The sequence below is a fragment of the Streptomyces sp. NWU339 genome, assembly GCF_003143855.1.
Taxonomy (GTDB): domain Bacteria; phylum Actinomycetota; class Actinomycetes; order Streptomycetales; family Streptomycetaceae; genus Streptomyces.
Genome location: NZ_QFRK01000013.1, coordinates 201,272 through 218,077, shown reverse-complemented (window position 1 = coordinate 218,077; position 16,806 = coordinate 201,272). Strand labels below are relative to the sequence as shown.

3 protein-coding genes are annotated in these 16,806 nt (G+C 70.8%); all 3 read right to left on the bottom strand.

The genetic code is table 11. The annotated features are described in order from the left end of the window. The 3 genes from DIZ27_RS18570 to DIZ27_RS18560 are packed head-to-tail and all read right to left on the bottom strand — an operon-like array spanning position 1 to position 16,767. Positions 1-7,743 (bottom strand): non-ribosomal peptide synthetase, encoded by a 7,743-nt coding sequence (locus DIZ27_RS18570; RefSeq protein ID WP_109379539.1) that lies wholly within the window; start codon positions 7,741-7,743, stop codon positions 1-3. A gap of 11 nt (positions 7,744-7,754) precedes the next feature. After that, on the bottom strand, positions 7,755-15,539 hold the full coding sequence (locus DIZ27_RS18565) for a non-ribosomal peptide synthetase (RefSeq protein ID WP_109379538.1): 7,785 nt from the start codon (positions 15,537-15,539) through the stop codon (positions 7,755-7,757). Between the two features lie 40 nt (positions 15,540-15,579). Continuing rightward, positions 15,580-16,767: an NAD(P)/FAD-dependent oxidoreductase gene (locus DIZ27_RS18560; RefSeq protein ID WP_109379537.1), complete on the bottom strand. Its 1,188-nt coding sequence runs from the start codon at positions 16,765-16,767 to the stop codon at positions 15,580-15,582. Between the last annotated feature and the right edge of the window lie 39 nt (positions 16,768-16,806).

Genomic DNA, 16,806 nt, shown 5'->3' with positions numbered 1-16,806 from the left:
TCACTCCTTGTTGAACATCTGGCGCATACTGGGGCGACGGGGAGCAGCCGATTCCTCCGACCACGCGGCGAGCGCGGCCACCGTCGGCAGGTCGAAGATCTTGCGGATGGGTATCTCCATCCCCATCTCGGCGCGGACGCGGCTGATCAGCCGGGTGGCTAGCAGGGAATGTCCGCCGAGCTCGAAGAAGCTGTCGTCGATACCGACCCGGTCCCGGTCGAGCACCTCGGCGAACAGCTCGGCCAGGGTCTTCTCGCGGGAGGTGCGGGGCGCCCGGTAGGCGGTGCCGGTGAACTCCGGCTCGGGCAGCGCGGCCCGGTCCAGCTTGCCGTTGGGCATCAGCGGCAGCCGGTCCAGGAGCACGAAGGCGGCCGGCACCATGAACTCGGGCAGCCGCTCGGCGGCGAACCGGCGGACCTCCTCGGAGCCGGTCTCGCCCGACGGCACCACGTACGCGATGAGCTGCTTGCCGACGCCGGTCTCCCGGGCGATGACGGCGGCCTGGGCGACCTCGGGGTGCGCGGTGAGCGCGGCCTCGACCTCGCCGGGCTCGACGCGGAAGCCTCGCACCTTGACCTGCGCGTCCGCGCGACCCACGTACTCCAGTTGGCCCTCGCTGCTCCAGCGGGCCAGGTCACCGGTGCGGTACATGCGCGAGCCGGACGGGCCGAACGGATCGGCGACGAAGCGCTCGACGGTCAGTTCGGCCCGGCCGTGGTACCCGCGGCCCACGTTCCCGCCGACGTACAGCTCACCGAGTGCGCCCGGCGGCACCGGGGTGAGGCCGGGACCGAGGACGTAGGCCCGCATGTTGCCGAGCGGGGTGCCGACGGGCGCGTGGCCCGCCCCGCCCTGTGTGTCGCCGGAGACGGTGAAGGTGGTGGCGTAGAACGACTCGCTCTGCCCGTAGGCGTTGACGACCCGCACATCCGGGAAGGCGTCCCGCACCTTCTCGACGAGCGACGAGGGCAGGGCCTCGCCGGCGAAGACGACCGTCTCCACGCTGGTGCGGTCGGAGATCTGGTCGACGAGTTCGGCGAAGGCGGACGGCACGGTGGAGATGACGCTGCCGCTCCAGCCCTTCCGCTCGCCCAGGACCAGGACGTCCCGGACCAGTTCGACGACGCCGCCGGCGGCGAGAGTCGTGAAGATCTCGAACGCCGATACGTCGAAGTTGACCGACGCGCCCGCAAGGATCCGCTTGCCCGGCTCCATGCCCACGCGGGAAGCGAGCCGTAGCACGCCGTTGACCACGTTCGCATGGGTGATGGCGACGCCTTTGGGCTTGCCCGTGGAGCCGGAGGTGTACATCACGTACGCCAACTGCTCGGCGTGGAGCTGCATTTCGGGGCCGGTGGTGTCTCCCGACAGGTCGAGCGTGTCGAGGAGGACGTCCGGGGCGTCGTGCTTGGGCAGCACCCCGACCGTCGCGGAGTCCGTCAGGACGAGGCGTGGCCCCGCCTCCTCCAGGATGGCCTCGAGGCGGTGGCTGGGGTACCTGGGGTCGACCGGCAGGTACGCGCCGCCCGACTTCAGCACCGCGAGCAGTGCGACCACCAGGTCCGCCGACCGCGGCAGCGACACCGCGACCACCGACTCCGGACCCACGCCGCGACCGGCCAGTTCGCACGCCAGGCGGTCGGCCCGGGCATTCACCTCGCGGTACGTGAGCGACTCGCCCTCGGCGACCACGGCGGTCTCGTCCGGGGTCCGCGCCGCCTGCGCCTCGACGAGCCCGGTGATGGTGATGTCCGGAGTCGGGACGGCCGTGTCGTTCAACTCGACCAGGAGCCGGTCGCGTTCGGCCGGTTCCAGGGTCTCGAGCTGCGCGACCTTCGACTCGGGGGCGGCCGCCAGCTGCCGCAGGACGCGCACGAGCCGTGCCGCGTACCCCTCCACCGTCTCCCGGTCGAAGACACCCTTCGCGTACTGGAGGGCGAGCTGGAGGTGCGGTTCGACCAGCGCCATCAGGGCCAGTGGGTAGTTGGTGCCCGTGGACAGGCGCAGGCCGGTGAAGGCGATCCCGTCCGCGGCGTCGGTGGCGGCGCTGATGCCCTCCTGGTCGACCGGGTACGACTCGAAGACGACCAGCGTGTCGAAGAGGGACTGCAGTCCGGCGGACTGCTGGATCTCCGTGAGCCCGTAGTAGTGGTACTCCACAAGGCCGGCCTGCCGGCTCTGCAGTCGGGTGAGGACCTCGGCGAGGGTGTCGCCGGGCGCGTACTCGACGCGTACGGGAAGGGTGTTGATGAACATCCCCACCATCGACTCGACGTCCGTCACCGCGGGCGGGCGCCCGGAGACGGTGGCGCCGAGCACCACGTCCTGGCGGCCGGTGAGCTGGCCGAGCAACAGTGCCCACGCGCCCTGGACCAGGCTGTTGACGGTGACGCCCAACGTGGAGGCACACCGGCTGAGTTCGCGCGCCACGTCGGTCGGCAGCGCGACATCGACCTGTTCGAGGCCGTCGTCTCCCGCACCCTCGGAGCCGGGGGCGAGCAGGGTCGGCTCCTCGAGCCCTTCGAGCTCGGCCGCCCACGCGGCAGCCGCCTCCTGCTGGTCCTGCCGCGCGCGCCAGGACAGGAAGTCGCCATAGCTGCGCGCGCTCGGCAGGCCCGCCGGGCCGCCGTGGGACGCGTACAGCAGCAGCAGGTCCCGCACCAGCAAAGGCGTGGACCAGCCGTCGAACAGTACGTGGTGGGCGGTCATCACCAGTTCGGCCCGGCCGGGTTCGAGGACGACGAGTGCCAGCCGGATCAGCGGTGGGGTGTCCCGGTCGAAGTGGGTGGTCCGGTCCTGTGCGAGGAACCGTTCGAACGCCTCGGTCCGCTCCGCCTCGCCGGCCGCGGTCAGATCGAGGTGCTGCCAGGGCAGGGGCACCGTCTCCGGCACCACCTGCGCCACGTCGCCGTCCGCCCGGTCGACGAACGCCGCGCAGAGGTTGGCGTGACGCCCCAGCAGTGCCTGCCCGGCCCGGCGCATCCGTTCCGGATCGACCTCACCGGAGAGGTGGAACACCATCTGCATGTGGTAGGCGTCGAACGACGCCCCGGCCAGCATGGTGTGGAACAGCATCCCGGACTGTGCCGGTGTCACCGGCCACACCTCGGTCAGCTTGCCGAACCGGGTCTCCCAGGAGTCGATCTCCTCCTGGCTCACGTCGACCAGGGGCACGTCGGTCGGGGTGAGCCCGCCGGCCTCGGGTGTCGCGGCGTGCCGGGCCAGGGCGGAGAGCGCCTCGACCCACAATCCGGCCAGCTCGGTCACCTCGTCGCGGGAGAGCACACCGGTCGGGAAGCCGAAGTAGGCGGTCAGCTCGTCACCGTCGGGGGTGCCGGCGGCCACCGCGTTGATCTCCAGCGCCGACAGCACCGGCATGTCCCCGTCCGGCGCGGCGATCAGGTCCCGGTGCGCGGTGTCCGGTGCCCAGCCCAGGCCACGCAGCTCCTCGGGGATGTCCGCACCGGAGGCCTTGCCGAGGTAGTTGAACCCGATCTGCGGTTCCCGCTGTCCGGCGAGCGCGGCGGCGGTGTCGGGATTGAGGTGGCGCAGCATGCCGTAGCCGATGCCGCTGTCCGGCACCGCCCGCAGCCGTTCCTTGACGGCCTTGATCGCCCGTCCGGCCGCCGGACCGCCGGCGAAGGCGTCCGCCACATCGATGCCGGACAGGTCGAGGCGCACCGGGAACATCGCGGTGAACCATCCGATCGTGCCGGACAGGTCCGCGCCGGGCACCACGTGCTCTTCCCGGCCGTGCCCTTCCAGCCGGACCAGCGTCGAGGCCCCGGACACGCCCCGCGCCCGACGCCAGCGCGCCAGCGCCAGCGCCAGCGCGGCCAGCAGCCCGTCGTCGGCACCGCCGCGGAACACCGACGGCACCGTGTTCAGCAGGGTCTCCGTGACGTCTGTCGGCACCTGGACGCGCACCGTGTCCACGGTGGCCGCGACATCGCGCGTGGGGTCCAGCTCCCGTGCTCCCAGCACAGGCTCTTCCTCGCGCAGGATCTCCTGCCACACGGGCAGTTCCGTCACCCGCTCCGGGGTGGCCGCCTCGTCGGCCAGCGCGTGCGCCCACCGGCGCAGCGAGGTACCCGGCCCCGCCGGTTCCGGGGTGAGGCCGTCGCGGACCCGCTGCCAGGACGACACCAGGTCCGGCAGCAGGATCCGCCACGACACCCCGTCGACGACCAGGTGGTGCAGCACGATCAGCAACCGGTCCGCATCCGTGGCGGAGGTGAACCACACGAACTGCGCCATGACGCCCGCGTCCGGGTCCAGCCGGTCGGCGGCCGCATCCAGCTCGGCCTTCACATCGGCGTCGCCGTGGGGGACTTCCCACACCAGCGCGCCGGCGTCCACACTGCCGACCGGCTCCATCAGCAGGCCCGGCTTCGCCCGGTCGAGCCGGGACCGCAGTACGTCGTGCCGGTCGAGGACGGCCTGCAACGTGGCGACCAGCGCCGTACGGTCGATGTCCTCGGGCAGGGTCAGCATCGCGGACATGCAGAACCGGCCGATGCCGCCGCCCAGCGCGAGGACGTGGGCCGCCGTCGTCGGCAGCGGAGCCCAGCCCACGCCGCCGCCCGGCAGCTCGGCCAGCCTCACGGGCTCCTCTTCCCCCCGGTCTTCGACAAGTTCCGCGAGCCGGGCCACCGTGCGGTGCTCGAAGATCTCCCGCGTGCTGACCACCACGCCGCGCGCCTTGGCCCGTGCGACGACCTGGATGGAACGAATGCTGTCCCCGCCGCAGGTGAAGAAGTCGTCGTCGACGCCCACCTGCCCGGCGTCGAGCACGCCCGCGTACACCTCGGCCAGGATCCGCTCCGCCTCGCTGCGCGGCGCCCGGTACTCGGCGCCGGAGAACTCCGGCTCGGGCAGCGCGGCCCGGTCCAGCTTTCCGCTCGCGGTCAGTGGCAGCCGGTCCAGCACCACGAGCAGAGCGGGCACCATGTAGTCCGGCAGCCGCTTGGCCGCGAACTGCCGCAGATCCGCGACCGAAACAGTGGCGCCCCGGTCCACGCCGCCGTCCCCGCCGCCCACCGGCGTCACATAGCCGACGAGCCGTGTGTTGTCGGTGTGGTCCTCACGCACCGTGACCACGGACTGGCTTATCGCGGGATGCTGGGCGAGGACCGTCTCGATCTCGGTCGGCTCGACACGGATGCCGTTGACCTTCACCTGGGTGTCTGCTCGTCCCGCGTACTTGAGCCGGCCGTTCCCGTCCCACTGGGCCAGGTCACCGGTGCGGTACATGCGCGCGCCGGGCTCGCCGAACGGGCAGGCCACGAACCGCTCCGCGGTCACCCCGCCGTTTCGGTGATAGCCACGGGCCAGCCGACCGCCGACGTACAGTTCGCCGATGACACCGGGCGGGACCGGAGCGAGGTCCGGACCCAGAACGTAGGTGCGCATATTGGCGAGTGGCTGTCCGACCGGGACCGCGCCGGTCCCGGCCGACTCCTGCGGGAGCGTGAACGTGGTGGCGTAGAAGCTCTCGGTCTGTCCGTAGGCGTTGACGACGCGGACATCGGGCAGGGCGTCACGCACCTTGCGCACCAAGTCGGCCGTGAGCGCTTCACCGGCGAAGACGACGGTTTCCACGTCGAGTTCGAGGCCGCCCGGGGTTTCGGTGCCGATCTGGTCGAGCAGCGCGGAGAACACCGTGGGCACGGCACTGATCGTGCTGCCCGACCACGTACCTCGTTCGGCGAGTTCGAGCACGTCACGGACGATCTCCACGGTCGCCCCGGTGGTGAGTGCCGTGAACATCTCGAACACGGAGACGTCGAAGTTCACCGAGGTCGCGGCGAGCATCCGGGACCCCGCCTCGACGTGCACGGTCCGACGCAGATCCTGCACACCGTTGACCACGGCGGCATGAGTGACGGCGACACCCTTGGGAGTCCCGGTCGATCCCGAGGTGAACATCACGTAGGCCAGGTCGTCCGTTCCGACACGGACTTCCGGGGCGTCGGGAGCGGGGCCGTCGAGCTTCAGGTCGTCGAGGTGGAGTACCGGCGGCCGGCACTCGGCCACGGTCGCCGCCGTTTCGTGATCGGTCAGTACCAGCGCCGGATCGGCTGTGTCGAGCAGGAGGCCGACTCGCGCGGACGGGTAGTCGGGGTCGATCGGCAGGTAGGCTCCGCCGGCCTTGAGCACGGCGAGCAGCCCGACCACCAGGTCCGCGGATCGTGGCAGTGCCACGGCGACCAGGACATCCGGCCCGACACCGTGGTCCCGCAGCACCGCGGCCAGCCGGTTGGCGCGGGCGTCCAGTTCCCGGTACGACAAAGCGGTCTGCCCGGACACCACCGCTGTCGCGTCGGGTGTACGGGCCACCTGAGCGGCGACCAGCTCCGGCACCGTCGACCCGCGCACCGGAACCCTCGTGTCGTTCACGCGTGTCAGCCGGTCCCGTTCGGCGTCGGTGAGGACGTCCACCGCGCTGAGCCGAGCCCCAGGGTCGGCGACCACCTGCCGCAGCACGCGCACGAAGCGGTCGACGATGGCCGCGGCCGTGGTGTGGTCGAACAGTTCCGCCGCGTACTCGAGCCGCCCGTACGCACCTCCGTTCGCGTCGGGGACGACGTTGAAGAACAGGTCGAACTTCGCGGTCTCGGTGTCCGCCGCGACGGGGGTGGCCCGCAGCCCCGGCATCTCGATCTGCGGCCACACGAACTGCCAGGCCAGCATCACCTGGAACAGTGGTTGGTACGAAGTGGCACGTTCCGGGCCCAGCAGCTCCACCAGGCGCTCGAACGGCATGTCCTGGTTGTCGTACGCGGCGAGGGCCTTGTCCCGCACCTGCTCCAGCAGCTCGCCGAACGACGGGTTCCCCGACAGGCCGACGCGCAGCACCCAGGTGTTGACGAAGAACCCGATCAGATCGTCGAGCTGCTCGTCGGCGCGCCCCTCGATCGGGCTGCCGATCGTCACGTCCTCGCCGCCGCCCAGCTTGTGCAGGAGCACCGCCAGCGCGGCCTGGGCCGCCATCGGTGGCGTGGCACCGCGCTCCGCGGCCAGCTTTCCGAGTCCGGTGAGCAGCTCGGGTTCCAGTTCGAACGAGACATGACCGCCACGGTGGTCGGCCATCGTCGGTCGTGGCCGGTCCAGCGGCAGATGAACCGGCTGCGGCACCCCGGTCAGCTCCTGCCGCCAGTAGTCGATCTGCGCCGCGGCGATACTTTCCGGATCTGCTTCGTCACCCAGCAGCTGCCGCTGCCACAGCGTGTAGTCCTTGTACTGCACGGGAAGCGGCGTCCACTGAGGCGCACTCCCCCGGAGACGGGCCGAATAGGCCGACACCAACCCCTGGAGGAACGGCGCCATCGAGGCCCCGTCCACCGCGATGTGGTGGAACACGAACGCGAGGACGTGCTCCTGCGGGGAGACGCGGAAGACGGTGGTCCGCAGCGGGAGTTCCGTCTCCAGGTCGAACCCCTCGCGCAGGACCCCGCGCATCGCGGCGTCCAACGCGTCCAACGCCACGTCGACCACCCGGAACGGGACAACCGCCTCCTCCGGGGGCAGGATCCGCTGCTCCGGGGTGCCGTCCGCGTTCTCGGCGACCAGGGTGCGCAGGGTTTCGTGCCGGGTCACGACATCCGTCACCGCCGCGACCAGGGCAGCCGTGTCCAGCGGCCCGTCCAGGCGCAGGACGAACGGAATGTTGTAGGTCGCGGACGGGCCTTCCAGACGGTGGAGGAACCACAGCCGGCGTTGGGCGAATGACAGCGGAATCATCGGCGCTACTCCTACACAGTCATCTGGCGCAGTTGGGGACGGTTCTTCCTGCGCGGCTGGGGGCCGTCCGACCCGGTCAGTTCCTCGATGCGTGCCGCCAGTTGGGCGACGGTCGGATTGCGGAACACCATCGTGACCTTCGAGTCGACGCCGAACTCGTTGCGGATCCGGCCACTCAGCCGGGTGGCCAGCAGCGAGTGGCCGCCGTGTCCGAAGAAGTCGTCGTCGATACCGACCTCGTCCTTTCCGAGCAGATCGGCGAACAGCCGGCAGAGGACTTCCTCGGTGTGGTTGCGCGGCCCCCGCCCGGTCGCGGCCTCGCCGTGGTCGGGTGCGGGGAGCGCGCCGCGGTCGAGCTTCCCGCTCGGGTTCGTGGGGAACTCGGCGAGTGGCACGATCGCCGACGGGACCATGTACTCCGGCAGGCGCTCCCGGAGCGGTTGCGCCAGGGCCGCGATGTCCAGCCCGGCCGGGTCCGCCTTGCCGGCCGGCACCACGTATGCGACCAGCCGCTGGTCACCGGGGCGGTCCTCCCGCACCACGGCGACGGATTGCGCCACGTCGGGATGCTCGGCCAGCACATGCTCGATCTCACCGAGCTCGATCCGGAAGCCCCGGATCTTCACCTGGAAGTCGGTGCGCCCGATGTACTCCAGCCGGCCGTTCTCACACCACCGCACCAAGTCACCGGTGCGGTACATGCGCGCGCCGGGCTCGCCGAACGGACAGGCCACGAACCGTCCCGCGGTGAGGTCCGGCCGGCCCTGATACCCGCGGGCCAGGCCGTCGCCGGCGATGTACAACTCGCCCTGCACGCCGCGCGGGGCCGGAAACAGCCGTGAGTCGAGCACGTACACCTGGGTGTTGCCGATCGGCGCCCCGATCGCCGGGATGCCGGCTCCGGGCTCGACCGGCGCGCTCGTCGACCAGATCGTCGTCTCGGTCGGGCCGTAGACGTTGGCCACTTCGGCGGCCTGCCCGGCCAGGGCTTCGGCCAGTTGCGGCGGCAGAGCCTCCCCACCGACCAGGATCCGCAGGCCCTGGGCACCGTTCGGCTCCTCCATGAGCAGGATCTGCCAGAACGCCGGTGTCGCCTGGACGACGGTCACCTCATGACGGCGCATCAGCTCCATCACGGCCGAGGGCTGGGAGACGGCCTCCTTCCCCGCCAGCACCACCGCGGCCCCGGAGATCAACGGGAGGTACAGCTCCAGCCCCGCGATGTCGAAGGAGACCGTCGTCACGGCGAGCAGCCGGTCCGCCGGGCCCAGCGGGAACCGCCGCTGCATCGTGGCCAGGAAGTTCGCCAACCCTCGGTTGGTGACCGACACGCCCTTCGGCTTCCCCGTCGAACCCGAGGTGTAGATCACGTACGCGGCGTTGTCCGGCCGAACGATCGTCTCCGGCGCCGAACCCGGGTACTCCGAGCAGTCCGCACCCGCCAGCGCGTCGGCATCGAGCACCAGCGTCGGACGGGCGTCCTCGATGATGTAGTCGATCCGGGAACGCGGGTGCTCCGGGTCGATCGGGATGTAGGTCGCACCGGTCTTCAGCACCGCCAGCAGTGCCACCACGAGCTCCGCGGACCTGGGCAGACGCACTGCGACCAGCGACTCCGGCCGGACACCTCGGTCGATCAGCCAGTGCGCCAGCCGGTTGGCCCGCTCGTCCAACTCCTCGTAGGTGAGCGACTCGTCCTCGGCGACGACGGCAAGGGCCTGCGGTGTCGCCTCCACCTGCCGGCGCACGGCCTCCACCAGGCCCGACTCCAGGGTCGGCTCGGCTGTGTCGTTCACCCCGTGCAGCAGCCAGTTCCGCTCCTCCTCACCGAGCACGTCGATGTCGCGGAGGCGCGTTCCCGGATCGGCCAGAAGCTGGTCCAGCACCCGGACGAGCCGGGCGGCGATCGCCTCGGCCGCGGCACGGTCGTAGAGGTTGTTCTGGTAGTCGAGGGAGAGCCGAAGGTAGGGGTCGGAGGAGTTGAGGGTGAGCGGGTAGTGCGAGCCCGCGAACGGACGGATGCCGTCGATCGTGAATCCCGCCGAGGCGTTCGCCTCCACGATGCCCTCGCGGTCGATCGGGTAGTTCTCGAACACGATGAGCGTGTCGAACAGGGCGGGCAGTCCGACGCTGCGCTGGATGTCGGCCAGTCCGTAGTGGTGGTGGTCGAGCAGAGCGGTCTGCCGGTCCTGCAGGTCGGTGATGACGTCGCCCATGCTGTGGTCCGGCCGGCAGAACACCCTGGTCGGCAGGGTGTTGATGAACAGGCCGACCATCTCGTCGGAACCGGGCAGGTCTGCCGGGCGGCCGTTGACGGCGGCTCCGAAGACCACGTCCTGCTGCCCGGTCAGCTGCGAGAGCAGGATCGCCCACGCTCCCTGCAGGAGCGTGTTCAGCGTGACGCCGAGTTCCGCGGCACGCCGGGCGAGTTCGCGTCCCCTGTCGATCGACAGCGGTACCTCGACCCGCCCGAGGGCGGACGCCGTCCCCTGGAAGGCGGCGTTCGGGGCCACGAGGGTCGGCTGGTCGAATCCGTCGAGCTCGGCCTTCCACCTGGCCTCCGACGCCTCCTGGTCCTGCGTGGCCAGCCAGGCCAGGTAGTCACCGTAGTTGCGGGCCGGAGGAAGATCACGGCTCTCGGCGTACAGCCGGATCAGATCCGTGATCACCATGGGCGACGACCAACCGTCGAACAGGGTGTGATGTGCCGTGACGATGAGTTTGGCCCGCTGCGGCCCGCAGGTGAGCAGGGCCAGGCGGATCAGCGGCGGCCGGGTGGGATCGAGTTGGTCGGCCCGGTCGTCGGCAAGGGCCTTGTCAAGGGCCGCGTCCTGCTCGGCTTCGCTCTGACCGGTCAGATCGACGTGCCGCCACGGTATGTCGACGTGTTCCGCCACGACCTGCACCAGATCGCCGTCGCCCGCGGTGAGGAACGCGGAGCGCAGGTTCGGATACCGGTCGAGCAGCGCCTGCCCGGCCGCCCGCATGCGCGCCGGGTCCACGTGCCCGGACAGGTGCAGCGCAAACTGCATGTGGTAGACGTCGAAGGAGCCTTCGGCGAGCGCGGCCTGGAACTGGATGCCGGACTGCCCCGGGGCCTGCGGCCACACCTCGACCAGCCGGCCGTAGCGCCCCTCCCAGGCCTCGATCTCGTCCTGCCGCACCGAGATCAGCGACGCGTCCGAGGGCGTGAGCCCGCCGATCTCCGGGTGTGCGGCGTGCGCGGCCATGCCGTGCAGCACCTCGACCCACAGCTCGGCCAGTTCGGAGGTCCGCTCGCGGGACAGCACCCCGGTGGGGAACATGAAGGCCGCCTGCAGCCGGGTGCCGTCGGCGGTGTCCGTGGCAACCGAATTGACCTCGAGGGCGGACAGCGCGGGCAGGTCCGGGTCGGGCGCCGCGATCAGCTCGGCGGACCAGGACGCCGGTCCCCATCCCTCCGCGCGCAGATGCTCGGGCACGTCGGTGTCGGAGATCCGGCCGAGGTAGTTGAACCCGATCTGCGGCACCTGGTAGTCGGCGAGCTGGATGGCCGTCTCCGGGTTCAGCCAGCGCAGGAGTCCGTACCCCAGGCCCTTGTCCGGGACCCCGCGCAGCTGCTCCTTGACCAGCTTGATCGCCTTGCCGGCCGCGGGGCCGCCTGCCAGTACGTCGGTCAGGTCCACGCCCCGCACATCGACCCGGGCCGGGTACATGCTGGTGAACCAGCCGATCGTCCGGGAGAGGTCGGCCCCGGGGACGACGTCCTCCTCACGGCCGTGTCCCTCCAACCGGACCAGGGTCGAGTCGTCCGCACCGCGCCACCGGTTCACCGCCAGGGCGAGCGCGGCGAGCAGCACGTCGGTCCCGGTGCCCTTGAACGCCGCGGGGAGCTTGGTCAGCACCGCCTCGGTGACCTCGGCGGGCAACTCCACCCGTACGGTGTCGACCGTGGACCACACATCCACCGCCGGGTCGAACGCCCGCGTGCCCAGCGGGGGGTTCGACGACTCGAGCGTGTCCTGCCAGTACGCCAGTTCCGCTTCGCGCTCCGGGGCGAACGCCTCGTCCTCCAGCGCCGAGGCCCAGCGGCGGGCCGACGTGCCGACCGCGGGCAGCTCGGGTGCCTTGCCGGACCGGACCTGCTGCCATGCCTCTGCGAGGTCCGACATGAGGATCCGCCAGGAGACACCGTCCACCACCAGGTGGTGCAGCACCACGAGCAGCCGGCCCTCACCCGAGTCCGCGGCGAACCAGACGAAGTCCGCCATGGTCCCGGCTTCCGGGTCGAGCCGTCCGACCGCGTCGTCCAGCTCCGCCTTCGCCGCCTGAAGCGAGGCCTGCTCGTCCCACCGGCCGTCGCAGTCGACCCGGCGGATCAGGTCCGCCGCCCGCACGGTGCCCTGCTCACGCACGACGAGGGAGAGCTCGTCGCCGCGCACCAGCTGCGCGCGCAGGAGGTCGTGCCGGTCAAGCAGGGCGTCCAGCGTCGCGGCCAGCCCGCTCGCGTCGATGCCCGCGGGCAGTTCCAGCACCATCGACATGGCGAACCGGTCGGTTCCGCCGCCGTGCTCGAACACCTGTCGCGCCACTGGCTGCAGCGGCATCGGGCCGACGCCGCCGCCCTCGTCCTCCGCGAGCACGGGCACCCGGTCCCGGCGGTTGGAGGCCACCTCGGCCAGCCGGGCCGCCGTGCGGCACTCGAAGATCTCCCGCGTGGTCAGCTGCAGGCCCCGGGCCCGGGCCCGGGCCACCACCTGGATCGAACGCAGGCTGTCCCCGCCCACCGCGAAGAAGTCGTCGTCGATACCGACCCGCTCCACACCGAGCACGTCCGCGTATGCCGCGGCGATGATCTTCTCGGCCTCGGTGCGCGGCTCCCGGTAGGCCTCGCCCAGGAACTCCGGTTCGGGCAGCGCCGAGCGGTCCAGCTTGCCGGTCGGCCCGAGCGGCAGCCGGCCGAGGGCCACGAAGGCCGACGGCACCATGTAGTCGGGCAGCCGTGCCGCGACGAACTTGCGCAGCTCGGCGGCCGAAGCCCCGGACTGCACATCCACATCGCCGATGCCGCCGAAGCCGTCGTCACCGACGGCCCCCTCGCCGGTGTGCACCACGTACGCGACGAGCTGTTTCCCGCCCGAGGGCACCTCCCGGCCGATCACCACGGCCTCGCTGATCCCGGGGTGCAGCGTGATCGCCGCTTCGACCTCGGCCGTCTCGATGCGGAAGCCGCGCACCTTCACCTGGCCGTCGCCGCGGCCGACGCACTCCAGCTGACCGTCCGCGTTCCAGCGGGCCAGGTCGCCCGTGCGGTACATCCGCTCGCCGGCGGGGCCGAACGGGTTCGCCACGTAGCGCTCGGCGGTCAGACCCGGGCGGCCGTGGTAGCCGCGGCCCAGGCAGGCCCCGACCACGTACAGCTCACCGATCACGCCCTGTGGCACCGGGGCGAGTCCCGGGCCGAGGACGTAGGCACGCATGTTCCCCAGCGGGGTGCCGATGGGAGCGACGTCGCTGTCCGCCCACTCCTCGGAGGCCGCGAGGGAGAACGTGGTGGCGTAGAAGCTCTCGCTCTGCCCGTAGGAGTTCACGATCTGCACGCCGGGCAGGGCCTCGCGCACCTGCCGCACCAGTCGGCCCGGGAGCACATCACCCGCGAAGACGACCGTGCGCACGTCGGTCGCCTTCTCCAGGTGGCCCACCAGTTCCCCGAGCACCGAGGGGACCCCGCTGATCACGTGACCGTCCCAGCTGTCCCGCTCGCCGAGCGCCAGCGCGTTCGGCACCACCTCGGCCGTGCCGCCGGTGGTCAGGGTGGTCAGCAGCTCGAAGACCGAGACGTCGAAGTTGACCGAGGTGCCGGCCAGCATCCGCCACCCGGGCGGTGCGTCGAGGACGCGCACCAGTTCCCGCACCCCGTTGACGACGCCCCGGTGGGTGATCGTCGCGCCCTTCGGCTTGCCCGTGGAGCCGGAGGTGTACATCACGTACGCCAGGTTGTCCGCACTGAGCGGCGCGGTCCGGTCCGCGTCGGCCGGCGCTCCCTCGGGCGTGTCCCATTCCGTGCGGTGGTCGAGGTTGACGGCCGAGACGTCGTTCTGCGGCAGCTCTTGCCACGTCGCGGTGTCGGTGACGGCGAAACGCGGGCGTGCTTCGGACAGCACGGTCTCCGCTCGCCCGCCGAGGTACTGCGGGTCCATCGGCACGTACCCGGCACCGGACTTGAGGATCCCGAGCAGACCGACCACCAGGTCCTCTGTGCGCGGCAGCGCGAGGACCACCAGGTCCTCCGGCCCGGCACCGCGCCGGACGAGCTCCCACGCGACGCTGTTCGCCCGGTCGTCGAGCTCCCGGTAGGTCAGCGTCCGGGCGTCGCACACGATCGCCGGGGCATCGGGCGTCCTGGCCACCTGGCTCTCGAACAGCTGGGGGATCGTCAGCTCGGTCACCGCTGCGGCACTGGCGTCGAACCGGGTGAGCCACAGGTCCCGCTCGGCCGCGTCGAGCACGTCGACGGTGCCGATCGCGCGCTCCGGGTCGGCGACGAGCCGGCCCAGTACGCGGACGAACCGCTGCGCGATGGCCTCGGCCGTGTCCCGGTCGAACAGACTGGTGGCGTACTCCAGACGGCATTGCGCCCCGCCCGAGCTGTCCGGGAGCAGGTCGAAGAACAGGTCGAACTTGGCTGTCCTGGTCTCCAGCCGTTCGACCTGGACGCCCAGGCCGGGGAGTTCAAGAGGCGGCACGGGCGGCTGCCAGGAGAGCATGACCTGGAAGAACGGGTTGTAGGCGGTGGAGCGGTGCGGGTTGAGCAGCTCCACCAACCGCTCGAACGGCATGTCCTGGTTGTCGTACGCGGCGAGGGACCGGTCCCGCACCCGCTGGAGCAGCCGGCGGAAGGTCGGGTTCCCGGAGAGGTCGACGCGCAGCACCCAGGTGTTGACGAAGAACCCGACGAGGTCCCGCAGCTCCTCGTCGGTGCGGTCCGTGATCGGCGCGCCGATGGGCACGTCGTCACCGCACCCGAGGTGGTGCAGGAGCACCGCCAGCGCCGAGTGCATGACCATCGACACCGTGGTGTCCAGCTCTGCGGCCAGCTTCTCCACGGCCTCGAGCAGGCCGGGGTCGATCGAGAACTGGATCCGGTCGCCCTCGGGGCTCATCACCCTCGGGCGCGGGCGGTCCGTCGGCAGGGCCAGCGGCTGCGGCAGATCGGCCAAGGCCCCACGCCAGTAATCCAGTTGTCTGGCTGCCAGGCTGCCCGGATCGGACTCGTCACCCAGCAGGTCCATCTGCCACAACGTGTAGTCCGCGTACTGCACCGGGAGCGGCTCCCACGCCGGCGCCCCGCCCTTCGTGCGGGCCGCGTAGGCCGTGGTGAGATCGCGGAACAGCGGCCCGAAGGACTCCCCGTCCACGGCGACGTGGTGCGCCACGACGACGAGGGTGTGGTCGCGAGGCCCGCACCGCACCAGCCTGGCGCGGATCGGCACGTCGGCGGCCAGGTCGAAGGTCTCGGTGGCCACCTCGTCGACCGCCGACGCCCGCTTCTCCTCCGCGACCTCGATGACCGGCAGGTCGAACGGCTTCTCCCCGGACGCCAGCACTTGCTGGTGCGGAACGCCGTCGCCGTCCTCGACGATCACCGTGCGGAGGACCTCGTGCCGGTCGACGACATCGCGGAGCGCCGACCGAAGCGCATCCACGTTCAGCTCGCCGGTCAGCCGCAGGGCGAAAGCGCCGTTGTAGGTCGGCGAGGGGCCTTCGAACCGGTCCACGAACCACAGCCGACGCTGCGCGAACGACAACGGGATCATTGTGTCTCCAATATCGGCAAACCAGGGGCGGATGGGTTACTCAGCTCTGGTCGAGCAGGGTCAAGAGTTCGTCGTTGTAGAAGTCGTCGATGGAGCACGCCCCCGACAGCGTCGAGAAGTACCGGTCGATGTGCTCCTGGTGGCCGACCAGTTTCTGCAGCATCTCCGTCCGCCCCTCGGGTTTGAGCTCGGCCACGTTGAGCGCGCCCTGGTAGTGGTTGAGGGCCTCGTTGCTCAGCTCGTTCTCGTAACGCCTCAGCGCCGCATTGAGCGCGGCCTCGTCGTGCAGACGCTCCCCGATGTAGTCGGTGAGCGTCTGGGCCTGGACGAAGGCTTCGGTGATACCGCGGGCGGTGATGGAGTCCTTGTGGTTCACCGCGTCACCGACCAGCACCCACCCGGGTCCGTAGGCCTTGCGGAAGTAGTTCTCCTGGTGCCCCGTGCCGTACAGCTGCTCCTCGCGCTTGCCCGACTGCATCCGCTCGTACAGCTCGGGCGCCGTCGTGCGGAACGCGTCGAGGTAGGCGGATTCCACGTTCTTGCGGACCTGGTTGTACTCGTCCTGCGGGAAGTAGGCCATGAGCAACGTGCGGTCGTCGTTGGTGGGCAGGACACCGATCCAGCGCCCCGGCTGCTCGTACAGCTCGAAGTTCGAGGGAACCCCGGACCAGTAGCTGTAGTAGGTGGTGGTCATCCGCGGATGTTCGATGACGTTCTCCGCGCCGACCTTGCGGGCCACCAACGAGCGCATGCCGTCCGCGCCGACGACCAGGCGCGCCCGGTCCGTCGCCTCGGCGCCGCTGGGCGTCGTGTACCGCACCCCGACGACCCGGCCATCCTCGAACACCAGATCCTTGACCGCGCACCCCTCCCGGAACTCCACGCCGGCCGCCACGGCGCCGTCCGCGAGGATCGGGTCGAGCACGTACCGCCTCGGCGCGTACGTGGTCCGCAGGCCGTCGATCGGCAGGGAGAAGCCCTCGATGCGGACACCGGGTCCCTCGTAGATCTGGCGGGTGATCGGCTGGGCGCCCGAGTCACGGATCTTGTCGAGCAGCCCCCACCGGTTGAGCACCGCCACACCCTGCATGTGGATGTAGTGCGAGGACAGCGTGTCCTGCGGGAAGCGCGCTTTCTCCAGGAGCAGGACGCGATAACCCTGCTTCGCGAACAGCATGGCCGTCGGCGAACCCGCACAACGGGCACCTATGACAATCACGTCGTACATGGCGCGCCTCTCTTACCAGGTAGTTTTTTGATACAACGC

Bases quoted from the DNA above. Each gene is read 5' to 3' on its own strand.
- DIZ27_RS18570 (WP_109379539.1), bottom strand. From the start codon at position 7,743: ATGATTCCGCTGTCATTCGCCCAACGCCGGCTGTGGTTCCTCCACCGT.
- DIZ27_RS18560 (WP_109379537.1), bottom strand. From the start codon at position 16,767: ATGTACGACGTGATTGTCATAGGTGCCCGTTGTGCGGGTTCGCCGACG.
- DIZ27_RS18565 (WP_109379538.1), bottom strand. From the start codon at position 15,539: ATGATCCCGTTGTCGTTCGCGCAGCGTCGGCTGTGGTTCGTGGACCGG.